This is a genomic window from Rathayibacter sp. AY1D5 (genome assembly GCF_002932515.1).
GTDB lineage: Bacteria > Actinomycetota > Actinomycetes > Actinomycetales > Microbacteriaceae > Rathayibacter.
In genome coordinates, this window is sequence record NZ_PSVU01000001.1 from 23,106 (window position 1) to 44,631 (window position 21,526).

Consider the following 21,526-nt stretch of genomic DNA (forward strand, 5'->3'; position numbering starts at 1 on the left):
TGGACCATGGCCAGCGGTGCGGAGAACGAGTCGGCGACGTCCCTGGCGGGCGGTGCGCGGAGAGTGCAGACCGAGGTCGAGCGCAAGTACGACGTCGACGCGGGCACCCGGCTGCCCGACCTGACCGGCACCGCGAGCGTCGCGAGCGTCCGCACGGAGGAGCCGGTGACCCTCCGCGCCGAGTACTTCGACACCGCCGAGCGCGCTCTGTCCCGGGCGCGGATCACGCTGCGCCGCCGCGAGGGCGGATCCGACCAGGGCTGGCACGTCAAGCTGCCCGGCTCCTCCGGCCGCACCGAGATCCACGCGGAGCTCACGGCCTCGCGCACGGTCCCGTCCGCCGTCCGCGAGCCGGTGCTCGGGCAGGTGGGGCGCGCGCCGCTCGAGCCGCTGGCGCTGCTCGAGACGGTCCGCTCGATCACCCGCGCCCTCGACTCCCACGGGCGGGAGCTCGCCGAGATCGCCGACGACCTGGTGACCGCGCGCGACCAGCGCACCGGCCGCGAGCGGCGCTGGAGGGAGTGGGAGGTCGAGCTCGTCGACGTCCCGGGCGACGAGGGCGAGCGGGTCCTCGACGCGATCGAGCAGCGCCTCCTCGCCGCGGGCGCCCGCCCGGCCGCCAGCGCCTCCAAGCTCGCCCGGGCCACCGGCGGCCCGATCGAGGAGACGGTCCCGGATCCGCGCAACGGCGGGGAGGCGGCGCTCGCCGCGGTCCGCTCGCTCCTGCGCGAGCTGCGCGCCGTCGACCCGCGGGTGCGCCTCGAGGCCGACGACGCCCTGCACCGGATGCGCGTGCTCGCGCGCCGGCTCCGGTCCGTCCTCGCCGCCTCCCGCTCCGTGCTCGACCGTGCGGCGACCGACCCCGTGCGGGACGAGCTGCGCTGGCTGGGAGGGGTCCTCGGCGCGGCCCGCGACCAGGAGATACTCGCCGAGCGGTTCCGCGCCTCCCTGGCGGCCGTCGAGGGCGCCCCGAGCACCCCCACCGCCCTGCTGGAGGAGGTCGAGCACCGGCACGCCTCGGCGCTGCGCCGCGTCGACCGCACTCTGCGCGGCGGCCGCTACCTCGCGCTCCTCGCCTCGCTCGACGCCCTGCTCGCGGATCCGCCCCGCACCGCGCGGGCGGGCTCGAGCGCGACGGCGCTGGTGCGCCGCTCCGTCGCGAAGGACCTCGCGCGCATCTCCGCGGCGGGCTCCGCGGCGGCCGGCGGCTCGCTCGAGGCTCGTCACGACCTGCGGAAGGCGGCGAAGCGGCTCCGCTACACCGTGGAGGCGTGGCGGGCGGTCGTCCCCGAGGCTGTCGGCGCCCGGCGCCGCTCGCTCGCCGAAGCGGGCGAGGACCTCGCCGACGCCCTGGGGGAGGAGCGCGACGCGCTCGCCGCCCGCGCGCTGATCCTGGAGCAGGCCGATCGCAGCGGGGAGGGGGCCTTCGCGCTGGGGGTCGTCGCCGCCGAGGAGCGGCACCGCGCCAGACGGGCCGCGAAGGCCGCGGAGAAGGCGCGAGACCGTCTCGAGTCGCTCTCGCGCTGACCGCGCGGCCCCGCGGTCGCTGTCAAGCCGACGGCCCGGTCACACGGACGAAATCCACGGCGGATAATGTGAATCATGCCTTCCGTCCGTGCTCTTCCGTCACCGCTCCTGCGCCCGCGCCACTTCGACCGCGACGACGTCGTGGTCCATGCCGGCCTGTTCTCGCTGGTGAACTCGAGTACGACGCCCCGCGCGGCCTGGACCGAGGACCTGATCGCCATCGGCGAGGTCCTCGACGCCGCCGAATTCCCCTACCGCCTCATCCGCGGCACCGACGGCTCGCCCTTCCTCGCGGTGGACCGCGTGCTCGGCGCCGAGCTGGCGACGCTGCTGGCGCGCGCCTTCGCGACCGAGCCCTTCTACGCCAAGACGGTCGACAAGCGGGGCACCCCGCCTCAGCTCCTGGCCGAGGGCGTGCTCGCGCCGTATCCGCGCGCCTCCGTCTTCAAGCTCTTCCGCCCGCGCGTCTCCTCGACGGGATCGCTGCGCTACGGCGCCCGCAGCGGCGTCCGCCTCGAGCTGTGGAAGGTGGGCGAGGAGGAGATCATCACTCCCGCCGAGAACGCGCTCATGCGCAACAGCCTCCCCGTCGCCGAAGCGATCGACGCCCACGTCGAGGCGTACGGCCGCACCTGGCCGACGTTCGAGGGCATGTTCGAGCCGCTCGTCAGCGACATCCGCTTCGAGGTGGACATCGTCTTCTCGTGGGTCGACGGCACCGACCTGGAGTTCCAGCGCGCCCGGGCGGCCCGCATGGCGAGCTACGTGGTGGGGGAGGGCGACGACGCTCCGGCGCGCTTCCGTCAGATCGACGAGCTCAAGTACGCCCTGCGCAGCGTCTACATGTACGCGCCGTGGATCCGGCACATCTACATCGTCACCGACTCCCCGCGCCCGCGCTGGCTGGACGAGCACCCGGACGTCACCCTCGTGCGCAGCGAGGACCACTTCCGCGACCTCTCGGTGCTGCCGACGCACAACTCCCACGCGGTCGAGAGCCAGCTGCACCGCATCCCGGGGCTGGCGGAGCACTTCCTCTACTCCAACGACGACATGTTCTTCGGGCGCCCGGTCGACCCGTCGATCTTCTTCTCGCCCGGGGGCATCACGAAGTTCATCGAGGCGACGACGCGCATCGGCATGGGCGACTCCAACGCCTCCCGCAGCGGCTTCGAGAACGCGGCCCGCGTCAACCGGCGCCTGCTCCGCGAGCGCTTCGGCGCGATGACGACCCGTCACCTCGAGCACGCCGCCACGCCGCTCCGCAAGACCGTGATGGCCGAGCTCGAGGCCGAGTTCGAGCCGGAGTTCACCGCGACCGCCGCGAGCCGCTTCCGCTCCGCGAGCGACGTCTCCGTCACCAACTCGCTCTACCACTACTACGCGCTGATGACCGGGCGCGCGGTCGTGCAGGAGAACGCCTCGGTGAAGTACGTCGACACGACGATGCACCAGGGGCTGAAGGACATGCGCAAGCTCCTCAAGAACCGCGGAGTCGACTTCTTCTGCCTCAACGACGGCAGCTTCCCCGAGATCTCGGCGGAGGCGCGCACCAAGGCCGTCATCGGGTTCCTCGAGGAGTACTACCCGATCCCGGCTCCGTGGGAGCGCGAGGACTGACCGTGGGCTGGGCCGTCGGGGGAGCGGTGGCCGGGCTGCTGCTCGGCCTGGCGAGCTCGCTCGTGTTCCCGGGCATCGGAGTGGGAGCGGGCGTCGGCGTGGGCGTCGCGCTGGCCGCGGCGCTGGCGTTCGCCGGGTGGCTGTTCGCACGGGACCGCGCCGGCGGGCGCTGACACCGCCGGCCGTGTCCGAGGACGCGGTCGACGCGGCGCCCGGAGGCGTGGGAGCGACCCCGACGCCCCGCCGCGCCGCTACGCGCTGACGCCCACCCGCTCCACGAGCGGCGGGTAGAGCTCCTCGTCCCGGGCGACGGGGGCCGCCGTCGCCGCGGCGATCTCGACGCCGTGGTCCGCGAGGATCCGCTGCGTCTCGTTCGCCGAGACGTAGGACACCTCGGTCGAGGCGCCGATCGGCACCACCGAGTGCAGCACCGTGCCGTCGTAGACGTGGATCAGGTTGAACGCCTGGGCGCCGTTGCGGGCGCGGGTCGCTCCCACCGGCACGTTGAGGTCCTGGGTGTAGCAGGTGGCCGACGCGACCGAGACCGGGATGCCGGCGAACATCGCCGTCGACGAGTAGTGCAGGTGGCCCGCGATGATGCTGCGGACGTCGGAGCCCTCGAGCACCTCCGCGAGGGCGGGCTGGTCGCGCAGCTCCACGAGGACCGACAGGTCGAGCACGCTCGGCACCGGCGGGTGGTGCAGCGCGAGGATCGTGCCGTGCGGGGCCGGGCTGGAGAGCTCCTCCGCCAGCCAGTCGAGCTGCGCGTCCGAGATCTCGCCGTAGTGGGCGCCGGGCACGGTGGAGTCCAGCGCGATGATCCGCAGCCCGTTCACGTCGTGCACGCGGTCGACCGGCTGCGTGGTCGGGAGCTGGTCGAGCAGCCCCGAGCGGAACGCGCCGCGGTCGTCGTGGTTGCCCATCACCCAGATCACCTCGGCGCCGAGGCGTGCGGCAGCGGGCTCGACGACGGCGCGCAGCTTCGCGTACGCCTCCGGCTCGCCCTTGTCGGCGAGATCACCCGTGATGACGATGGCCTCCGGACGTCCGCCGGACGCCTCCAGCTCGTCGAACAGGAGCCGCAGCTGGGCCTCGCTGTCGACGTCGGAGCCGTACAGGCCGCCGTCTCCGGCGATGAAGTGGGTGTCGCTCAGGTGAAGGATGAAGTGGTTGGGCCGGGGGTACTCGGCCTGGCGGAGGGACATGATCCTCGGGTTCCACGATCGGCGGGAGCCGGATCACGCGACCCGGCGTCGGCACTTGCGCACTGCTCCAGCGGAGGCGACCCCGCTGCGATCAGTCCATCATCGCGGGGTGAACTCCGGGCCAACACCGGTCGGCGCGTCATCGAACGGTTCTCCCAGGTTGCCGGTCGCTGCGCGGTCCTCCCGGACCCCGGAGGACCGCCGCGATCAGAGCCGGGCGAGCAGCCGCGCGTAGAACTCGATGGCGCGCTCGAACTGGTCGGCTTCGACCGACTCGTCGACCCCGTGGATCCCGAGCTGCTGCCGCGGGCTGATCTCGAACGGGATGAAGCGGTAGACGTGGTCGCTGATGGCGTGGAAGTGCCGGGCGTCGCTGCCGCCGGTCTGCACGTAGGGGGCGACGACCGCGTCCGGGAACGACTCCTGGACGACCGCGCGGAGCAGGTCATACGGCCCGCCGTCGCCGGGTTCGCCGGTGGGGGAGACGGGGGAGGGCTCGTGGGCGACCTTCACCTCGACCTCGACCTCCGGGTCGTCGATGACGGCGCGGATGCGCTCGACCACGCCCGCCACGGTGCCGCCCGGGTTGATCCGCACGTTCGCGGTGGCGCTGGCGCTGGAGGCGAGGACGTTCGCTCCGGTGCTGCCGCGCAGCTCGGTGATCGCGACCGTCGTCCGCAGCATCGCGGCCGAGCGGTTGGAGTGGGCGGCGAGCGCGCCGACGACGGCGTCCGGGTGCTCGTGCGGGCGGGCGTACCAGACGGCGTGGGCCGCGTCCGCGTGGTCGGCCGCCGCGCGCACCAGCTGGGCGATCGGCTCCGGGAGGGTCGAGGGGAACGGGTTCTCGGTCAGGCGGTGGATCGCCCTCGCGAGCCGCTGGGTGGCGAGCAGCCCGGGCGGGGGCGGCGGAGCGGAGGCGTGGCCGCCGACGTCGCGGCAGGTCAGCTCGAGGTTCATGATCCCGCGCTCGGTGACGCCGATCACGGCGATCGGGGTGGTGACGCCGGGCAGGATGCCGCGCCGCACGTTCCCGCCCTCGTCGAGCACGAGGCGCGGGCGGACCCCGCGCGCGCCGAGCAGGGCGACGACCGAGGGGGCGCCGTCGCCCGCCGTCTCCTCGTTGTGCGTGGAGAGGAGGTACACGTCGTGCCGGGGCCGCTCGCCCCGCAGGACGGCCGCCTCGACCGCCTCGAGGAGGGCGACGAGGGAGCCCTTGTCGTCGAGGGCGCCGCGCGCCACGACGGAGGTGCGGCCGTCCGCGGCGACGACCGTCTCGGCCGCGAACGGGTCGTGCGACCACTCCGCCGCCGTCACGCTGACCACGTCGTAGTGGGCCATCAGCACGGCCGGCTCGCCCGGCTCCTCACCGCGCCAGCGCCAGAGGAGGGAGTGGCCGGCGACGGTCTCGGACTCCAGCGCCGCGTGCAGCGCCGGGTAGAGCTCGGCGACGAGCTCCCGGAAGGCGTGGAAGCGGCTCCAGTCGGTCGCCGACTCGTCCGAGTGGGACACGGTGTCGACGCGCAGCAGGGCCTGGAAGCGCTCGAGCGCGGTCGTCGTCACCGGGCTAGCCTACGACGGCGGTGCCGGGCCCCCGGCCCGTCGGAGCGGAGGTGCGCGGTGGGGCTGCCCGAGGTCTGCGTCGTCTACGTCCTCCGCGACGGCCCGCGGGGCGCGGAGGTGCTCCTCGGCCGCAAGCGCAGGGGCCTCGGCGAGGGCCGCGTGGTCGCCCCCGGCGGCAAGCTCGAGCCCGGCGAGTCGCCCGTCGCCGCCGCCGTCCGCGAACTGCAGGAGGAGGCCGGGCTCGTCGCCCGAGCGGCTGATCTGGAGCCGCGCGGCGTGCTCGACTACTCCTTCCCGCACCGGCCGGCCTGGAGCCAGCGCTCGCACGTCTTCCTCTGCCGCCGCGTCACCGGCGAGGTCACCGAGTCGAGCGAGCTCGCCGCCGCCTTCGTCCCGGTCGAGGAGGTGCCGTTCGAGCGGATGTGGGATGACGCCCGCCTCTGGCTGCCGGGCGTGCTGCGCGGGGGCGCGCCCGTGCGCCTCCGGGTCGAGTTCGGCGCCGACCTCGCGAGCGTGGCCTCGTGGGGGCCGGCCGACGCTCAGACGAACGTTCCCGCCACCAGCAGCGCCAGCAGCGAGATCACCGAGGCGATCGAGAGCGTCAGCGAGTAGGCGGTGAACGTGCCCCGCACGGTGAGGCCGAGCACGGACTTGAAGAGCCAGAACGCGTTGGCGTTGACCATCCCGAGGAAGAGAGCGCCGGAGCCGGCGGCCAAGGCGATCAGCGCCGGGTTCACGTCGAGCACGGGGATCAGCGGGGCGACGATGCCGACCGCGGTGATCGCGGCCGTCGAGACCGAGCCGATCGCCGCGTGCAGCACGGCCGCGACGACCCAGGTGAGCAGGATCGGCGAGAGGGCCCGCCCGTCGAAGGCGCCGGCGAGCGCGTCGCCGACCCCGGTTCCTCCGACCACGGCGGCGAGGCTGCCGCTGACCCCGGTCAGGACGACGATCGGGCCGCTGCGGGTCAGTGCTCCGCCCAGTGCCATGGCCACGGCGCCCTTCGGGAGCGTCCGCAGTGCCGTCGCGTAGGCCAGCACCAAGCCGGCCAGCAGCGCGATGTGCGCGTCGCCGAGGAACCGCAGGAGGGGGACGTCGAGCTCGGCCAGCTGGGTGAGCGAGTTCGCGGCGATCAGCACGATGGTGAGGGCGATCGGAGCGACGGCCAGCGCGAGCGGCACCCGCCGCGTCGCGAGCGCCGTGCCTCCCGTGGCCGCGCCCGCCTCGGGCTCGAGAGCGGGCCCCGGGACCGCCCCGCCCTCGAGGTCGCGCTCGTCCCGCCAGCCGCCGCGCTTCACCAGGGCGCTGTACACCAGCACGGTCAGCACGATGGTGACGATGCCCAGCGGGGCGCCGATGGCGACCATCGACGGCAGGGGAGCGCCCGCGATGCCTGCCGTGGCCAGCGCGGCGGCTCCGGGGACGACGAAGACCACGCCCACGATCATCCCGACGATGGAGGAGCCGGCCAGCAGCCCGTAGCCACCGGCACCGAGCCCCCGCGAGGCCAGACGAGTCAGCGGTGCGCTCATCACGACCAGCACGTCGGAGTAGATCGAGGGGAAGGCGACGCCCAGGGTCAGCGCGTAGGCGACCGGGAGCGCGCGCCGACCGAAGCGCTTCACGAGCCAGCGGGCGAGCAGCGGGGCCACGCCCAGCGCCTCCAGGAGCGATCCGAGCAGCAGGCCGAGCGCGATCAGCAGGCCGATGTCGCCGAGGACCGCGCCGAATCCGGACGTCATCGCGGTCACCGTCCCCTCGCCGCCCTGCCCCGAGACGAGGCCGAGCCCGAGGGCCGAGACGAGGAGGGCGATCACCGGCTCGACCTTCAGCACGACGATCAGGACCACGACGGCCACGATCGTGAGCAGGATGAGGAGCACGGGCCAGTAGTCGGTCATGGGCGGTCCTTCTGTCGAGGAGCGGGAGGGCCCGGAGACCGGGTCGCCGCGAGCCGTCCAGCCCCGGCCGTGGTGCGCCGCCAGACGGACGATCGCGCGGATCCGCGGAGCCGGGAGAACGCCGCGGAGATGCGGCGCGTCAGCGGAACATACCGATCCCCGACCCTGCTCCCCGACGTCGACGACTTCCTTCGTCATGCAGCGTCGCGAACACGCGGGCCGGATGCGCACCCTGCTACTTTCACCGGGCAGACGTCCTCGGGGGGAGGACGCAGCCGCATCTCTCCTCCGTGGTCACCCGCATCCGGACGGCCTCCGCCGTCCGACCCGCCAGGCGCCCTCCGTGGGGCGCCGCCGTCAGCGGGCCACACGACAGCGACGCGATCCGGCCCCGCCCGGACGCGCCCGAGCGCAGCAGGAGCACTACCCATGACGGCACAGATCATCGACGCGACCGATCTCGACGAGCTCCGGCGCGTCGGGCAGGAGCTCCGCGAGGGCGCGACCGTCATCGCGCAGACCGACACGAACTACGGCGTGTTCGCCAGCCCCTTCTCGCGCAGCGCCTGCTTCCGCCTCTACGACATGAAGAAGCGGGACGGCGCGAAGCCGCTCACCCTCTTCGTCTCCGCGCCCCGCGACTGGGCGACCTGGGCCTTCGCCCCGGAGACGGCCGACATGGACGCGCTCGTCGCAGCGTTCTGGCCGGGGCCGCTGAACGTCATCCTGCGCCGCAAGCCCGTCGTCCCGGACTGGGTCACCTCGGGCCAGGACACGGTGTCGGTCGTGCACAACCTCAGCGCCCCGATCAACCTGCTCTCGATATTCGCGGGCCTGCCGCTCGCGGCCACCTCCGCCAACATCAGCGGCACGGTGTCGACCGGACTCGTCGACTTCGACCTCGCCGCGGAGCACCTCGGCGGTGACAGCGACTACCTGATCCGCAGCACCACCGCCCCCGACTCCACGATGAGCAGCACGATCGTCTCCCTCGTGGGCGGCGCGTCGATCGTCCGTCAGGGCGACGTGGGCGCCGACGCACTGCGCGTCGTCGTGCCCTCCCTTGTCTGACCTCGGGCGCGGGGACGCCCCGCGCGGCCGCAGCGCCGCCGGGCTGATCACGGTCTACCGGATCGTCTCGCGCGCCTACTTCCACCTGCCCGTGGTCGCGGTGTTCCTGCTGGCGCGGGGCTACCCGATCCTGGCCGTGGCGCTGCTGCTGGCGCTCTACGGAGTGGTGGCGGCGCTCGCCGACGGCCCGCTCTCGCCGCTCACACGCCGCCTGTCCTCGGCGGGCGCGCTCGTCGTCGGCGAGGGCGTGAAGGCACTGGGCCTCGTCGTGATCGTTCTGGACGCGGATCCGGTCGCCGTCGTGATCAGCCAGCTGCTCGCCGGCTGCGGCTTCTCGCTGACGGCCGGGCGGGACGCCGCGCTGGCCTCCTCGCTGCGCGCCGGAGCCGATGCTCGCCGCCAGGAGACGCGGGTGCAGAGCGGAATGTTCCTCGCCTCCTTCGGCGCGGGAGTGCTCGGGGCCGCCTCGCTCGCGCTCTGGGACCGGCTGCCGTTCCTCCTCAGCGCGCTCGTGTCGTGCGCCGCGCTGGCCGTGGTGCTCCTTGCCCGCCTGCCGCTCGGCGCGAGCGCCGCCTCGGGAGTGGCGGCGCGCGCCGTGCGGCCGGCCGTCCTGCCCGCCGCGGTGCGCTTCTGGTCCCTCTACTACTCCGTGAACCGCGCCGTCCTGCTCGCCGCTTACACCTTCGTGATCCCGCTGCTGCTGTTCCAGGAGCTGCGTCTGACGCTGCCCGCGTTCGGCCTGGTGCTCGGCCTCTACACGCTCGCCGGCCTGGCCGCCGCCCGGCTCTCGCCGCTCATCGCCGGCACGCCCCTGGTCTTCCGGCTGACGGCGCTCACCCAGGTGCTGGGCCTCGCCCTGACCACCCTCGGGGTGCTCGGCGCCGCGATCGCCGGCCTGGCCCTGCTCGGGATCGCGGGCGGCTTCGTGCGGCCCGCGACGATGATCGCCCTGGCGCCGGCGATGAACGGGCTCGAGGACGGCGCCCGGGTCGCGGTGATGCGCGGACTGGAGCGCAACCAGGGGATCCTCCAGGCCGTCCTGCTCGTCGGCGCCGGGATACTCGTCCCCCTCACGGGAGGGACCGCGCCGACCCTCATCGTCCTCGTCGTCCTCGCGGTCCTCGCGCAGACGATCGGGGCCGTCTCGATGCGACGACAGGAGAGGAGGGCCGTCACCGCGGAAGCGGAGTGACAGAGGAAGTCCGGGACGAGTCCGCCGGCGGCGTCCCTCATCCACGTGCAAGGAGTGAAGCAATGCAGCCCATCTACACGTTCTCCGATTCCGACAGATCGACCCTCCAGCAGTCGCTGCTGGCGGTCGCCATCGACCCCTACAAGGACTACGACCGCTTCCGCGACGCGATCGCCGCGCTGATCGACAGCGGCGACGTCCCGCAGGGCTTCGTCGACGCGCTCGCCCGCATCCGGCGCGAGCGCGACGAGAAGATCACCTACGCGCACCTGATCTCGAACAACCCGGTCGACGACGAGATCCCCTGGCTCGACCAGGACGACGCGCTCGAGGACAAGTACCGCAAGAAGCTGACGTTCGTCGGCGAGGGCCTGCTCGAGCTGCAGTCGCAGTACCTCGGCTCGCCGCTGCTCGCGTACGCCACCCGCAACAACGGCGACTTCTTCCAGGACGTCTACGCCGACAACCGCTTCTCGAACACCCAGACGCAGAAGACCGACGGCGAGCTGTACTGGCACAACGAGCGGACCGCGCACCCGGTGCGCGCCGACTTCATCTCGCTCCTGGGACTGCGCACGCCCGAGACCGACCTCGTCTACACGAAGTACGTCGACGGCCGCGAGATCCTGCGCTTCATCTCACCCGAGAACCAGGCGCTCCTGCGCGAGGCGGTCTACATCACCCCGTTCGACGAGCTCTCGCGCGCCCAGAACAAGAACCAGATCGTGTCGGACCAGCACGCTCTGCTCGAGAACGAGCACAGCTTCCGCTACTACGACACCCGGACGGTGCCGGCCGACCCGGACGACCTGCCGCACCTGTGGGCGCTCTGGCAGTTCCGCGATGCGCTCTCGAAGGTCAGCGAGCAGTACCACCGGATCCGCGACGCGGACCTGCTGATCATCGCGAACCAGGACGGCCTGCACAGCCGTCAGCTCGTCGACGTCCAGGACCGCGACAAGACCCGCTTCCGCTGGCTGCTGAAGACGTACTCGTTCCGCGACGCGGCGACCGCGGACCGCCACTCCGACTACTGGCTCGACGGCGTCCGCGGCCGAGTCACCGACTGAGAGAGAAGGAGAACGACATGACCGATCTGACCAGGAGCACGCCCCCGCACCCGCTCGACTTCCTGCCCGCGACGGCGCCCCTGGAGGTGTCCAGCGACGACGTGACCGACGGCGAGCGGCTCGCCGAGGCCCAGGGGAGCGGCGACACCAGCCCGTCCCTGCGCTGGAGCGCCGGCCCCGAGGGCACGCAGTCGTACGCCGTGACCGTGTTCGACCCCGATGCGCCGACCCTCGGCGGCATCCACCACTGGGTCCTGGTCGACATCCCGAAGGAGGTCACCGAGCTGGCCGCCGGCTCGACGGAAGTGGGGCGCCCGGCGCTCAACGACCTCGGGTCGCTCGCCTACGCCGGTGCGGCCCCGCCGCCCGGTGACCGCCCGCACCGCTACCTCTTCACGGTGCACGCGCTCGGAGTGCCGACGCTGCCGGTCGACGAGTCGACTCCGGCCTCGCTGGTCGGCTTCCATCTGACCGTCAACACGCTCGCGCGAGGCTCGCTCACGGCCCTCGCCTGAGCCGTCCCGTCGGCGCGCGCGGCGCGGACGGGCGCGCACCGGGCACCGGAGTCGATCCGGAGCCCGGTGCGCGTCCGTTCGCGGCATCACCGCCGCGGACGACGGGAGGCGATCCGCTAGGCTTCCGCTCGGCCGGGGCCCCGCCCATGGCGTCTCTGGACACCACGAAAGGGAAAGAATGACCAGCACGACGGTGATCGAATGGCGTGAGCAGGCTCCTGCGGAAGCGGTGGACGCGCTCTACGCCCCCGGTGGACTGGTCGTCTGCGCGACCAAGGTCGGCTACATCCTGATGACGACCGACGGAGCGGGCCTCGAGCGCAAGTTCTCGGCCAAGCAGCGCAACCGCAACAAGCCGGGCGTCGTGCTCTGCTCCAGCATCGAGCAGCTCACCGAGCTCGCCGAGCTCAACGAGGAGGTCCTCGCCTTCTACCAGAAGCACTGGGACCAGGACGTCCTGCTCGGCTGCATCCTCCCGTGGAAGGCCGAGGCCGTCGACCTGATCGACGAGGACGCCCGCGAGCTGGTCCGCGACGGACGGGGCACCAGCTGCTTCGTCATCCGCTTCGGCCGCCCGGCCGAGCAGCTGGTCGCCACCATGTGGGAGCGCGACCGCACCCTCACCTTCGCCAGCTCGGCCAACCCCTCGGGCGTGGGCAACCGCGGCCGCGTCGCGAACATCGGCGAGCGGATCGAGAACGAGGCCGACGTCATCGTCTCTGCCGACTCCTACGTCTCCTCGATCCAGCCGGACAAGGACGAGGACTCCCGCCACGAGCAGGGCGTCATGGTCTCGATGGTGGACGCCTCGGGCGCCCTCATCCCCGTGCAGGGCGGCGAGCGCTCGATCACCCCGGGCCCCGTGCTGATCCGCCGCGGCCTCGACTACGAGCGCATCATGCTGAACCTCGCCGAGCAGTTCAACTCCTGGGACTACCGCCAGGGCGAGTACTACTGATCCGGTGAGGGATCGGATCGACGGCCGGGCCGGGGCGCGCCCCCGGCCCGGCCGTCGTCGTTGCACCGCCAGGACTCCAGCAGGCCGTGAGGGGTCGTCGACCCCTCGCTTCACCGGCGGCCGACGCTCGCCGGCCCCCTCGAGGACCTCGTGATCGACGTCTCCGATGGCGCGGAGCCCCGCGCGCTGCGCGTTCTCGGGTGGGCCGCAGCCGTCGCCCTCCTCCCGGTCGGCGTGACGGCGGCGCTGGCGGGACTCGGAGCGCTCGTGGAACCCGGCTTCGCCTCCCTCCTCCTCTTCCTCGCGGCGGTCGGGCTCCTTCCTGGAGCGCTCGTCTTCGTCCTCCCGTGTGCGGCGCTGGCACTTCGGCGATCGACGTCGACACCGTCGCTCGCTCCGGCCCTCGTCCTGGTTCCAGCGTGGCTGGCAGCCCTAATCGTCGTGTCGCCGTCGATAGCGCTCGTGGTCGGCGAGGCCGACGGGCAGCCGAGCGCGAGCAGTGTCCTGCAGGCGGTCGCTCCGGGCCCGGCGCTCCTCGTCGCCGTCCCGCCGAGCATCCTCGCTCTGGGCCTCTCCCTGCTGCTTCTCGCGCTCGGGCGACGGCGGCTCCGCCGGTCCGGTGAGCCACGGCACGAGGAGCGGGCGCCCGGATGGTACGAGTGATCGCGGGCGAGTCCCGCCGTCAGAGCTCCAGCACGTCGCCCGGCTCGAGGGCGTGGTACTCGCCGCCGCCCTCGCGCACCGCCCAGCCGAGCCGGTCGTGGCCGAGCGAGCGCCCCGCCTCCGAGAGCACCTGCTCGTGGGTCGCGAAGGCGTGCCGCGGGGCGAGCTCGAGCACGTAGTCCATCGCCTCGGCGATCTTCATCCACGGTGCTCCCGAGGGAGCAGCGAGGATCTCGACATCGACGCCCTCCGGCACTGTGAACGAGTCGCCGGCGTAGTAGACCCGGCCGTTCACCAGGACGCCCACGTTGTCGATCACGGGGATGCTGCGGTGGATCACCGCGTGACGGGAGCCGAAGAAGCGCAGCTCGAACGTGCCCACCGTCACGACATCGCCGTCGGCGACCGTCTCGACGTCGAAGCCCTCGGCGGCGGCGGCGACCCCGGCCGGGCCGAGGATCCGCAGCGACGGGGCCGCGTCGCGCAGGCGCTGCAGCTGCTCCGGGGTCCAGTGGTCGGCGTGCTCGTGGGTGAGCACCACGGCGACGGTGTCGGTCGTCCCCTCGACGGGCCGGGTGAAGGACCCCGGATCGATCACCAGCCGGGCGCCGTCCTCCTCGATCAGGACGGCGGCGTGCTCGAGTTTCGTCAGTCTCATGCCCCGAGCCAACCGCCTCGGCGGGCGGCGGGCAAGGCCGGGGCCGAGCGGAGACCGGATGGGCCGGGCGCTCGATTTGCGTCGATGCGGATCCGTGTGCAACACTCTTCGAGTTGCAAAAACGCGGCCCCATCGTTTAGCGGCCTAGGACGTCGCCCTCTCACGGCGGTAACGCGGGTTCAAATCCCGCTGGGGTCACCACGGCAACACGAGAAGAACCCCCGGTCTGACCGGGGGTTCTTCTCGTTTAACACCCGGGTGCTCGCCACGCGGCACCCGCTCGACGCATCGCGCCGATCGCCTCGTTCCCGCTCCGCCTCCCCGGGGCCGCATCCCGCCGGATCGGCGCTAGGATCGCATCCGCGAAGGGGAGTATCCCGCCTTTCCGCTCCCGTCAGTACGCACCGCCCCTGCGCGGCGCCGGGGGCGGGACGGGTGACGCGGACCGGCACGGCCGTCCGCTCCCCGGGGAGAGACTTTCGGCCCCCACCCACTCGGAAGGCCCTCATGCTCGATCTGCCCGTCTGGTTCGTGATCGGCTCGTTCGTCGTCCTGAGCCTGATCCTCGCCGCCGACCTGCTGCTGGTCTACAAGCGCCCGCACGTGCCGAGCCTGAAGGAGTCGGGGCTGTGGGTCGGCTTCTACGTGTCGCTGGCGCTCGTGTTCGCGCTGCTGATGCTGATCCTCGGCGGCGGCGAGCTGGCCGGCCAGTTCGTCGCAGGCTGGCTGACCGAGTACAGCCTCTCGGTCGACAACCTGTTCGTCTTCGTCATCATCATGGGCCGCTTCGCGGTGCCGGCGAAGCTCCAGCAGGAGGTGCTGATGGTGGGCATCATCATCGCGCTGGTCTTCCGCGGCGTCTTCATCCTGCTCGGCGCGCAGCTCATCGAGAGCTTCAGCTGGATCTTCTACCTCTTCGGCGCGTTCCTGGTCTACACGGCCTGGAACCAGGCGTTCGGCGCGGAGGACGAGGACGAGGGCACCGACAACCTGCTCATCCGGCTCCTGCGCCGCCGCGTCAAGATCTCGGACTCGTTCGACGGCTCCAGGATCCGCACCACGATCGACGGCACGCGCCACTTCACGCCGATGCTGATCGTGTTCCTCGCGATCGGCTCGACCGACCTGCTCTTCGCGCTCGACTCGATCCCGGCGATCTTCGGCATCACCGAGAGCCCCTTCATCGTGTTCACCGCGAACGTCTTCGCGCTGATGGGGCTCCGCCAGCTCTACTTCCTGCTCGGCGGGCTGATCGACAAGCTCGAGTACCTCAAGTACGGGATCGCGTTCATCCTCGCCTTCATCGGCGTGAAGCTCGTCCTGCACGCCCTGCACGAGAACGACCTGCCCTTCCTCAACGGGGGCGAGCCGGTGCCGGTGTGGGACATCGACACGATCACCTCGCTCGTGGTCATCGTGCTGAGCATGACCGTGGCGACGCTGGCGAGCCTGGCGAAGATGCGCCGCGAGCACCGCCACATCCAGCTGCACGACGGGCACCCCGAGGTCGTCGCGGACGACGCCCGGTCCTCCGCCGAGGAGAAGTGATCCCGCGATGACGACGACCACGGTCGACCTGCCCCAGGGGGCGCTGCGGCTCGCCGTCAGCAGCAGCACCGACGTCGGCGCCGTCCGCCGCGTCAACGAGGACGCCCTCCTCGCCGACGAGCTGCTCCTGGCAGTCGCGGACGGGATGGGCGGGCACGCACGAGGGGACCTCGCGAGCGCAGCCGCCGTCGAGGCGCTGCGCGAGAACCGGCCGACGAGCCTGGGTCCGGTGGACGCGGTGTTCGACCTGGTGGAGGGCGCCAACACGGCCGTGCGCGCGCTCGACGTGGGCGGTGCGCTCTGCGGCACGACGCTGACCGGGCTGATGCTCGTGCTCCCCGAGCCCGCGGGCCCGGCCCGCTGGGCGCTGTTCAACGTCGGGGACTCCCGCGTCTACCGCTGGGACGGTGCCGAACTCCAGCAGCTGACGGTGGACCACTCCGCCGTGCAGGAGCTCGTCTCGGCCGGCCTGCTCACCCCCGAGTCGGCGGAGTCGCATCCCGACCGCAACATCGTCACCCGCGCCCTCGGCGCCGACGAGGAGGTCGAGACGGACGTCTGGACGCTGCCCGTCGTGCCGCGCGCCAGCTACCTGCTCTGCTCCGACGGGCTGACGAAGGAGCTCTCCGACCAGCGGATCGCCGCCCTGTTCGCCCGCCGCGACTCCGGCGACCCTGCCGACCTCGCTCAGGCGCTCGTGCGTGCGGCGGTCGAGGCCGGCGGACGGGACAACGTCACCGTCGTCGTCGTCGACGCCGTGCTCGACGCCCGCGCCTGAGCCGGGCGACTCCGTGCCGCGCCCGCCCGGGAGGCGGGGGAGCGCGGTGCTATTCTCGGTCCATGCTGAGTGGCCCGCACCTCCTTCCGTGCCGCGACGAGACCTCGAACTGACGGCCTCCCTCGTCGCGGTGCCTCGCCCGGCCGAGCAGCGACTCCAGGAGGAGAAGGAACCGTCATGATCGAGACCACACCCGGCACAGCCGCGCCCGCGTCGAGTGGAGCAGGGACCGGCAGGAGAGCCGAGAAGCCGCGCACCCTCGCCGAGAAGGTCTGGGACGACCACGTGGTCGTCGCGGGCGAGAACGGCGCTCCCGACCTGCTCTACATCGACCTGCACCTGCTGCACGAGGTGACCAGCCCGCAGCCGTTCGACGGCCTGCGTGCCGCGGGGCGCCCGCTGCGCCGGCCGGACCTCACCATCGCCACCGAGGACCACAACACGCCGACCCTCGAGATCGGACGCCCCATCGAGGATCCGATCAGCCGCACCCAGATCGACGCGCTGCGCCGCAACGCCGGCGAGTTCGGCGTCCGCCTGCACTCCCTGGGCGACGTCGAGCAGGGCATCGTGCATGTCGTCGGCCCCCAGTTGGGCCTGACGATGCCCGGCGTCACGGTGGTCTGCGGCGACTCGCACACCTCCACGCACGGCGCGTTCGGCGCGATCGCCTTCGGCATCGGCACGAGCGAGGTCGAGCACGTGATGGCGACGCAGACGCTGCCGCTGCAACCCTTCAAGACGATGGCGATCACGGTCGAGGGCACGCTGAAGGAGGGGGTGACGGCCAAGGACATCATCCTCGCGGTCATCGCCCGCATCGGCACCGGCGGCGGCCAGGGCTACATCCTCGAGTACCGCGGCTCCGCGATCCGCGCGCTCTCGATGGAGGGCCGGATGACGATCTGCAACATGTCGATCGAGGCGGGTGCGCGGGCCGGCATGGTCGCGCCGGACGAGACGACCTTCGCCTACCTGCACGGCCGCCCGCACGCTCCGGCGGGCGAGGACTGGGACGCCGCGGTCGCCTACTGGCGGACGCTGCCGAGCGACGAGGGCGCCGTGTTCGACGCCGAGGTCGTGATCGACGCCGACGCGCTCGAGCCGTTCGTCACCTGGGGCACGAACCCCGGCCAGGGCGTCTCGCTCTCGCAGGCGGTACCGGACCCTGACGTCCTCGACGATCCGAACGAGCGCGCCAGCGCTCTGCGAGCGCTGGAGTATATGGCGCTGGAGCCCGGCACGCCGATGAAGGAGATCCCGGTCGACGTGGTCTTCATGGGCTCCTGCACCAACTCGCGGATCGAGGACCTGCGGGCCTTCGCTGCCGTCGTCGAGGGGCGCACCAAGGCCCCCGGCGTCCGCGTGATGGTCGTCCCCGGCTCCGCCCGGGTGCGGCTCGAGGCCGAGGCCGAGGGGATCGACCGGATCGTCACCGCGTTCGGCGCGGAGTGGCGCTTCGCCGGCTGCTCGATGTGCCTCGGGATGAACACCGACCAGCTCGTCCTGGGGGAGCGCGTGGCCTCCACGTCCAACCGCAACTTCGAGGGTCGTCAGGGCAAGGGGGCGAAGACCCACCTCGTCTCGCCCCTCGTCGCCGCGGCCACGGCCGTGCGCGGCACCCTCTCCAGTCCCTCCGATCTGGAGCCGGTCCGCGAGAGAGCAGGAGTCTGACCGTGCAGAAGTTCGAGACCGTCACCGCGATCGCCGCGCCCCTGAAGCGCGCCAACGTCGACACCGACCAGATCCTCCCCGGCATCTACCTCCGCCGCATCACGAAGACCGGCTTCGAGGACGCGCTCTTCCACGGCTGGCGGCAGGACGCGGACTTCGTCCTCAACCAGGAGCGCTACCGCGGCGCCGGCATCCTCGTCGCCGGCCCCGACTTCGCCATCGGCTCCAGCCGCGAGCACGCCGTCTGGGCGCTGCGCGACTTCGGCTTCCGGGTCGTCATCTCCCCCCGCTTCGGCGACATCTTCCGGGGCAACGCCGGCAAGCAGGGACTGCTCGCGGCCGTCGTCTCGGAGCCCGACGTCGAGCGGCTGTGGGAGATCATCGAGGGCACCCCGGGAATAGAACCGACGGTGGATCTGGTTGCGCGTACGGTCACCGCCGGTGGCGAGACCTTCGACTTCGAGATCGACGACTACACTCGATGGCGCCTGATCGAGGGCCTGGACGACATCGGCCTGACCCTGCGCGACGAAGCGCTCATTTCCGAATTCGAGACCCGCCGCGAGAGCTGGCGGCCCAAGACATTGCCGGTGAAATAGCGTGAACACACTTCTTCAGGACGCCAAGGCCCTGCAGGACGCCAAGGCGTCGGGAGCACGGGTGGGAATGACGACCGAGCGGATCACCATCAACGGCGGGCGACCGCTGGTGGGCCGGATCGAGCTCAAGGGGGCCAAGAACCTGGTCACCAAGGCGATGGTCGCGGCGCTGCTCGGCGAGACCGCCTCCACCCTCCGCGACGTGCCCGACATCAGCGACGTCCGCGTCGTGAAGGGCCTGCTCGAAGTCCACGGCGTCAAGGTGAAGCAGGGCGCCGAGGTGGGCGAGCTGATCCTCGACCCCTCCAACGTCGAGTCCGCGCACTTCGCCGACATCGACGCGCACGCCGGCTCCAGCCGCATCCCGATCCTCTTCTGCGGCCCGCTGCTGCACCGCCTGGGCGAGGCGTTCATCCCCGACCTCGGCGGCTGCCGCATCGGCGACCGCCCGATCGACTACCACCTCGAGGTGCTGCGCAACTTCGGCGCCGTCGTCGAGAAGCTGCCCTCGGGCATCCGGATGTCGGCACCCGAGGGCCTGCACGGCGCCAAGGTGTCGCTGCCCTACCCGAGCGTCGGAGCGACCGAGCAGGTCCTCCTGACCGCGGTGCGCGCCTCCGGCATCACCGAGCTCTCGGGCGCGGCGATCGAGCCCGAGATCATGGACCTGATCAACATCCTGCAGAAGATGGGCGCCATCATCTCGGTCGACACCGACCGCGTGATCCGCATCGAGGGCGTGGACCGGCTCACCGGCTACTCCCACCGCGCGCTCTTCGACCGCAACGAGGCGGCCTCCTGGGCGGCCGCGGCCCTCGCGACCGACGGCGACATCTTCGTCGGCGGCGCCCGCCAGCAGGAGATGACCACCTTCCTCAACGTCTTCCGCAAGGTCGGCGGCGCGTTCGAGATCGCCGAGGACGGCATCCGCTTCTACCACCCGGGCGGCGAGCTCAAGCCGGTCATCATCGAGACCGACGTGCACCCCGGCTTCATGACCGACTGGCAGCAGCCGCTGGTCGTGGCGCTCACGAAGGCCAAGGGCGTCTCGATCGTGCACGAGACCGTTTACGAGCAGCGCTTCGGCTTCGTCGACGCGCTCGTCGAGATGGGCGCGACCATCCAGATCCACCGCGAGTGCCTCGGCGGGCAGGCCTGCCGCTTCGGGCAGCGCAACTTCATGCACTCGGCCGTGATCTCGGGACCCTCGAAGCTGCACGGCGCCGACATCGTCGTGCCGGATCTGCGCGGCGGCTTCTCGCACCTGATCGCGGCGCTCTCGGCCGAGGGCACCTCGACGGTCTCGAACGTCGGCATCATCAGCCGCGGCTACGAGAACTTCCTCACCAAGCTCGAGCTGCTGGGCGCCGACTTCTCGCTCGACGCGTAGCCGCCCACCGGGACCCCGGGCCGCTGAGGACGACCGTCCTCAGCGGCCCAGGGTCCTGTCGCGCCCGGGCGCGCCCCACGCGGGCGGTTCCGCGTCCTCCTCCAGGCGTCCCCGGATCCGCTTCTCGAGGAGCGCGAGCGTCGTCTCCGGCGCGGGCCGGAGGCTCAGCGGTCCGGGCGACTCGACCAGGACCAGCGTGAGGCGTCCGCGCCGCGTGCCGGCCAGGACGACCTCGAGGGCCTCGCGCGGACGCAGGCCCACCAGCACCCACCGCCGCTCCAGCCGCGCGATCCGCGCCCAGGGCACGACGACGCCCCAGTCGCCGAAGGAGACGGTCAGTCCCCGGCGGCGCGGCACGACCACCGCGTAGGGCCGCAGCGTCGGCAGCGGGAACCGCGGCTCGACACGACGGAGGCCCGCTCCGAGCCGGCCGCGTCCGAGGACCGCGACGCCGCCGGTCGCCTCCGCCTCGACGTGGGCGAGCGGTGCCACCGCCACGCGCCAGAGGGCGTCGACCCCGCCGATCACGAGGGCGACGGCCGCCGAGCCGCCGACGAGGACCGCGAGCGTCAGCAGGAGGCCGTCGCCGAGCGCGGCCGCGTCGCGTCCGGCCTGCGTGGCGAGCAGCACGACTCCCCACACGAGCAGGAGCACCAGGCCGGACTGCGCGATCGGCGAGTCGGCGAGGCGGCCGAGCGCTCGGCCGACGGCGTCCCACGGCGACGGGCGGCGACGCGGACGGGGCGTGCCGGTACCGTACCCGGCGGCCGGGCCGCTCCTCCCACCGCGGGGCCCCGCTGCTCCCGGGCGTGGGGACGCGGCCCCTCCGATGCGGGATGCGAGGATGGGCGGGTGTCTGAGCGAAGCCGTCCGTCCATCTTCTGGTTCCTCGCGGCGGCGGTGATCCCCGTGATGACCGCCTCGGTCGACCTGCGGATCCGGAACGGCGACAAGATCCCGAGCACCGGAGCCTTCGTGTTCGCGCCGAACCACTACAGCGAGATCGACCCGATCATCACGGGCTGGACCCTGTGGCGCGCCGGCCGCGCACCGCGCTTCCTCGCCAAGGCCTCGCTGTTCTCGGTGCCCGTGCTCGGCTCGATCCTGCGCGGCTCCGGGCAGATCCCCGTCGAGCGCTCGGGCTCGGTCCGCGGCAGCGAGCCGCTGAAGACCGCCAAGGCTCTCGTGGACGAGGGCCGCTCGGTCATCATCTACCCCGAGGGCACCCTCACCCGCGACCCCGAGCTCTGGCCGATGCGCGGCAAGACGGGAGCGGTGCGGATGGCGCTGCAGTACGGCCTGCCTGTCGTCCCGGTCGCGCACTGGGGCGCGCAGCAGCTGATGGGCCGCTACTCCAAGCGGATCACCCTCTTCCGCCGCAAGCGCGTCGACGTGATCGTCGGCGACCCCGTCGACCTGTCCGCCTTCCGCGGACGCAGCCTCGACTCCGCCACACTCAACGAGGCCTCCGCGGTCGTGATGGCGGCGATCACCGCCCTGCTCGAGGAGCTGCGCGGCGAGGCGGCGCCCGAGAAGCGCTGGAACCCCTCCGAGCACAACCAGAAGGGCACGGGTCGCTTTGAGTCCGAGCAGTAGG

Annotated in this window: 21 protein-coding genes and 1 tRNA gene; 17 read left to right on the top strand and 5 right to left on the bottom strand. The window is 72.3% G+C overall.

All coding sequences use genetic code 11. The features are described 5' to 3' along the window. Window positions 1-6 precede the first annotated feature (6 nt). The 3 genes from C5C82_RS00105 (at window position 7) to C5C82_RS17405 (ending at window position 3,320) form a co-directional block, all read left to right on the top strand. Window positions 7-1,527 (top strand): CYTH and CHAD domain-containing protein, encoded by a 1,521-nt coding sequence (locus C5C82_RS00105; protein WP_104295020.1) that lies wholly within the window; start codon window positions 7-9, stop codon window positions 1,525-1,527. 75 nt (window positions 1,528-1,602) lie between these two features. Continuing rightward, a complete protein-coding gene (locus tag C5C82_RS00110) occupies window positions 1,603-3,147 on the top strand; it encodes a stealth family protein (protein WP_104233778.1) in 1,545 nt (514 codons plus the stop codon). A 2-nt stretch (window positions 3,148-3,149) separates the two neighbouring features. Continuing rightward, the gene (locus C5C82_RS17405; RefSeq protein WP_159939285.1) at window positions 3,150-3,320 is read left to right on the top strand and encodes a hypothetical protein; all 171 of its coding nucleotides are present in this window, start codon (window positions 3,150-3,152) and stop codon (window positions 3,318-3,320) included. A gap of 78 nt (window positions 3,321-3,398) precedes the next feature. On the opposite strand, the gene C5C82_RS00115 is transcribed toward C5C82_RS17405, so the two are convergent. Both C5C82_RS00115 and C5C82_RS00120 read right to left on the bottom strand, forming a co-directional pair. Continuing rightward, window positions 3,399-4,352 (bottom strand): phosphodiesterase, encoded by a 954-nt coding sequence (locus C5C82_RS00115; protein WP_104249612.1) that lies wholly within the window; start codon window positions 4,350-4,352, stop codon window positions 3,399-3,401. A 207-nt stretch (window positions 4,353-4,559) separates the two neighbouring features. Further along, window positions 4,560-5,912 carry a M20/M25/M40 family metallo-hydrolase gene (locus C5C82_RS00120; protein ID WP_104295021.1) on the bottom strand — a complete coding sequence of 451 codons (1,353 nt, stop codon included), beginning with the start codon at window positions 5,910-5,912 and terminating at the stop codon, window positions 4,560-4,562. A 57-nt stretch (window positions 5,913-5,969) separates the two neighbouring features. Between C5C82_RS00120 and C5C82_RS00125 the strand changes: the two genes are divergently transcribed. Beyond that, entirely contained in the window at window positions 5,970-6,524 is a 555-nt protein-coding gene (locus C5C82_RS00125; protein ID WP_181072714.1) for an 8-oxo-dGTP diphosphatase, read from the top strand. Here the strand turns inward: C5C82_RS00125 and C5C82_RS00130 are convergent. Beyond that, complete coding sequence (locus tag C5C82_RS00130) at window positions 6,452-7,813, bottom strand: GntP family permease (RefSeq protein WP_181072716.1); 1,362 nt, start codon at window positions 7,811-7,813, stop codon at window positions 6,452-6,454. The two genes, C5C82_RS00125 and C5C82_RS00130, sit on opposite strands and share 73 nt — an antisense overlap. Window positions 7,814-8,242: 429 nt before the next feature. Between C5C82_RS00130 and C5C82_RS00135 the strand changes: the two genes are divergently transcribed. The 6 genes from C5C82_RS00135 (at window position 8,243) to C5C82_RS00160 (ending at window position 13,282) form a co-directional block, all read left to right on the top strand. Continuing rightward, complete coding sequence (locus C5C82_RS00135; protein WP_104225616.1) at window positions 8,243-8,884, top strand: L-threonylcarbamoyladenylate synthase; 642 nt, start codon at window positions 8,243-8,245, stop codon at window positions 8,882-8,884. After that, complete coding sequence (locus tag C5C82_RS00140; RefSeq protein ID WP_104225617.1) at window positions 8,877-10,076, top strand: hypothetical protein; 1,200 nt, start codon at window positions 8,877-8,879, stop codon at window positions 10,074-10,076. Before C5C82_RS00135 ends, C5C82_RS00140 begins: the two co-directional genes overlap by 8 nt. A 62-nt stretch (window positions 10,077-10,138) precedes the next feature. Further along, window positions 10,139-11,146, top strand: coding sequence for a TauD/TfdA family dioxygenase (locus tag C5C82_RS00145; RefSeq protein WP_104223082.1), 1,008 nt, complete (start codon window positions 10,139-10,141; stop codon window positions 11,144-11,146). Between the two features lie 17 nt (window positions 11,147-11,163). Further along, window positions 11,164-11,661 carry a YbhB/YbcL family Raf kinase inhibitor-like protein gene (locus tag C5C82_RS00150; RefSeq protein WP_104223083.1) on the top strand — a complete coding sequence of 166 codons (498 nt, stop codon included), beginning with the start codon at window positions 11,164-11,166 and terminating at the stop codon, window positions 11,659-11,661. A gap of 178 nt (window positions 11,662-11,839) precedes the next feature. Then, window positions 11,840-12,619 carry an L-threonylcarbamoyladenylate synthase gene (locus C5C82_RS00155; RefSeq protein ID WP_104223084.1) on the top strand — a complete coding sequence of 260 codons (780 nt, stop codon included), beginning with the start codon at window positions 11,840-11,842 and terminating at the stop codon, window positions 12,617-12,619. Window positions 12,620-12,769: 150 nt separating this feature from the next. Further along, a complete protein-coding gene (locus tag C5C82_RS00160; RefSeq protein ID WP_104295024.1) occupies window positions 12,770-13,282 on the top strand; it encodes a hypothetical protein in 513 nt (170 codons plus the stop codon). Window positions 13,283-13,301: 19 nt separating this feature from the next. Here C5C82_RS00160 and C5C82_RS00165 read toward each other — a convergent pair whose 3' ends face one another. Further along, a complete protein-coding gene (locus C5C82_RS00165) occupies window positions 13,302-13,940 on the bottom strand; it encodes an MBL fold metallo-hydrolase (RefSeq protein ID WP_104295025.1) in 639 nt (212 codons plus the stop codon). A 125-nt stretch (window positions 13,941-14,065) separates the two neighbouring features. Here C5C82_RS00165 and C5C82_RS00170 point away from each other — a divergent pair. The 6 genes from C5C82_RS00170 to murA all read left to right on the top strand — a co-directional run bounded on the left by C5C82_RS00170 (window position 14,066) and on the right by murA (window position 19,929). Further along, window positions 14,066-14,141: transfer RNA gene (locus tag C5C82_RS00170), tRNA-Glu, on the top strand. A gap of 306 nt (window positions 14,142-14,447) precedes the next feature. Continuing rightward, on the top strand, window positions 14,448-15,488 hold the full coding sequence (locus C5C82_RS00175) for a TerC family protein (protein ID WP_104223086.1): 1,041 nt from the start codon (window positions 14,448-14,450) through the stop codon (window positions 15,486-15,488). A 7-nt stretch (window positions 15,489-15,495) separates the two neighbouring features. Then, window positions 15,496-16,266 (top strand): PP2C family serine/threonine-protein phosphatase, encoded by a 771-nt coding sequence (locus C5C82_RS00180; RefSeq protein ID WP_104223087.1) that lies wholly within the window; start codon window positions 15,496-15,498, stop codon window positions 16,264-16,266. A gap of 177 nt (window positions 16,267-16,443) precedes the next feature. Further along, entirely contained in the window at window positions 16,444-17,940 is a 1,497-nt protein-coding gene (gene leuC / locus C5C82_RS00185; protein ID WP_104223088.1) for a 3-isopropylmalate dehydratase large subunit, read from the top strand. A gap of 2 nt (window positions 17,941-17,942) precedes the next feature. Beyond that, the gene (leuD, locus tag C5C82_RS00190; protein WP_104223089.1) at window positions 17,943-18,539 is read left to right on the top strand and encodes a 3-isopropylmalate dehydratase small subunit; all 597 of its coding nucleotides are present in this window, start codon (window positions 17,943-17,945) and stop codon (window positions 18,537-18,539) included. A gap of 67 nt (window positions 18,540-18,606) precedes the next feature. Then, a complete protein-coding gene (murA, locus tag C5C82_RS00195) occupies window positions 18,607-19,929 on the top strand; it encodes a UDP-N-acetylglucosamine 1-carboxyvinyltransferase (RefSeq protein WP_181067970.1) in 1,323 nt (440 codons plus the stop codon). A 39-nt stretch (window positions 19,930-19,968) separates the two neighbouring features. Here the strand turns inward: murA and C5C82_RS00200 are convergent, their stop codons facing one another. Then, window positions 19,969-20,583, bottom strand: coding sequence for a hypothetical protein (locus C5C82_RS00200; RefSeq protein ID WP_104354433.1), 615 nt, complete (start codon window positions 20,581-20,583; stop codon window positions 19,969-19,971). A gap of 198 nt (window positions 20,584-20,781) precedes the next feature. On the opposite strand from C5C82_RS00200, the gene C5C82_RS00205 reads away from it, so the two are divergent. Next, window positions 20,782-21,525: a 1-acyl-sn-glycerol-3-phosphate acyltransferase gene (locus tag C5C82_RS00205; protein ID WP_244229445.1), complete on the top strand. Its 744-nt coding sequence runs from the start codon at window positions 20,782-20,784 to the stop codon at window positions 21,523-21,525. Window position 21,526 lies beyond the last annotated feature (1 nt).